Source organism: Variovorax sp. OV084, assembly GCF_900111625.1.
Taxonomy (GTDB): domain Bacteria; phylum Pseudomonadota; class Gammaproteobacteria; order Burkholderiales; family Burkholderiaceae_C; genus Variovorax.
Genome location: NZ_FOII01000059.1, coordinates 1 through 1,200, shown reverse-complemented (window position 1 = coordinate 1,200; position 1,200 = coordinate 1). Strand labels below are relative to the sequence as shown.

The following is a 1,200-nucleotide window of genomic DNA, read 5'->3' as shown; positions in this document are numbered from 1 at the left end:
CTTAGATGTCGAGGATCTTGGCCACGACGCCCGAACCCACGGTACGGCCGCCTTCACGGATGGCGAAGCGCAGGCCTTCTTCCATCGCGATCGGGTTGATCAGCTTGACGGTGATGCTGACGTTGTCGCCAGGCATGACCATTTCCTTGTCCTTGGGCAGCTCGATCGCGCCGGTCACGTCCGTCGTGCGGAAGTAGAACTGCGGACGGTAGTTGTTGAAGAACGGCGTGTGACGGCCGCCTTCGTCCTTCGACAGAACGTACACCTCGGCGGTGAAGTGCGTGTGCGGCTTGATCGAGCCGGGCTTGCACAGCACTTGGCCGCGCTCGACTTCTTCGCGCTTCGTGCCGCGCAGCAGCACGCCGACGTTGTCGCCAGCCTGGCCTTGGTCCAGCAGCTTGCGGAACATTTCCACGCCGGTGCAGGTGGTCTTGACCGTCGGGCGGATGCCCACGATTTCGATTTCTTCACCAACCTTGATCACGCCGCGCTCGACAGCGCCGGTCACCACCGTGCCGCGACCCGAGATCGAGAACACGTCTTCCACGGGCATCAGGAACGTGCCGTCCACGGCGCGCTCGGGCGTCGGGATGTACGTGTCCAGGGCTTCGGCCAGCTTCATGATGGCGCCTTCGCCCAGTTCGCCCTTGTCGCCTTCCAGGGCGAGCTTGGCCGAGCCGTGGATGATCGGGGTGTCGTCGCCGGGGAATTCGTACTTGTCGAGGAGTTCGCGAACTTCCATTTCGACCAGCTCGAGCAGTTCCTTGTCGTCGACCATGTCGCACTTGTTCAGGAACACGATGATGTAGCCCACGCCCACCTGGCGAGCCAGCAGGATGTGTTCACGGGTCTGGGGCATCGGGCCGTCGGCGGCCGAGCACACCAGGATGGCGCCGTCCATCTGGGCAGCGCCGGTGATCATGTTCTTCACGTAGTCGGCGTGGCCGGGGCAGTCGACGTGTGCGTAGTGGCGGTTGGCCGTTTCGTACTCGACGTGCGCGGTGTTGATCGTGATGCCGCGGGCCTTTTCTTCAGGCGCAGCGTCGATCTGGTCGTAGGCCTTGGCTTCGCCGCCGAACTTGGCCGACAGAACCGTCGCGATCGCAGCCGTCAGCGTCGTCTTGCCGTGGTCAACGTGACCGATCGTGCCCACGTTCACGTGCGGCTTGGTGCGGGTGAATTTACCTTTTGCCATTTTTC

The 1,200-nt window shown here is 63.1% G+C and carries 1 protein-coding gene; it reads right to left on the bottom strand.

All coding sequences use genetic code 11. The features are described from left to right. Position 1 precedes the first annotated feature (1 nt). Positions 2-1,195 carry an elongation factor Tu gene (gene tuf / locus BMW87_RS34610; protein WP_093060175.1) on the bottom strand — a complete coding sequence of 398 codons (1,194 nt, stop codon included), beginning with the start codon at positions 1,193-1,195 and terminating at the stop codon, positions 2-4. Positions 1,196-1,200 lie beyond the last annotated feature (5 nt).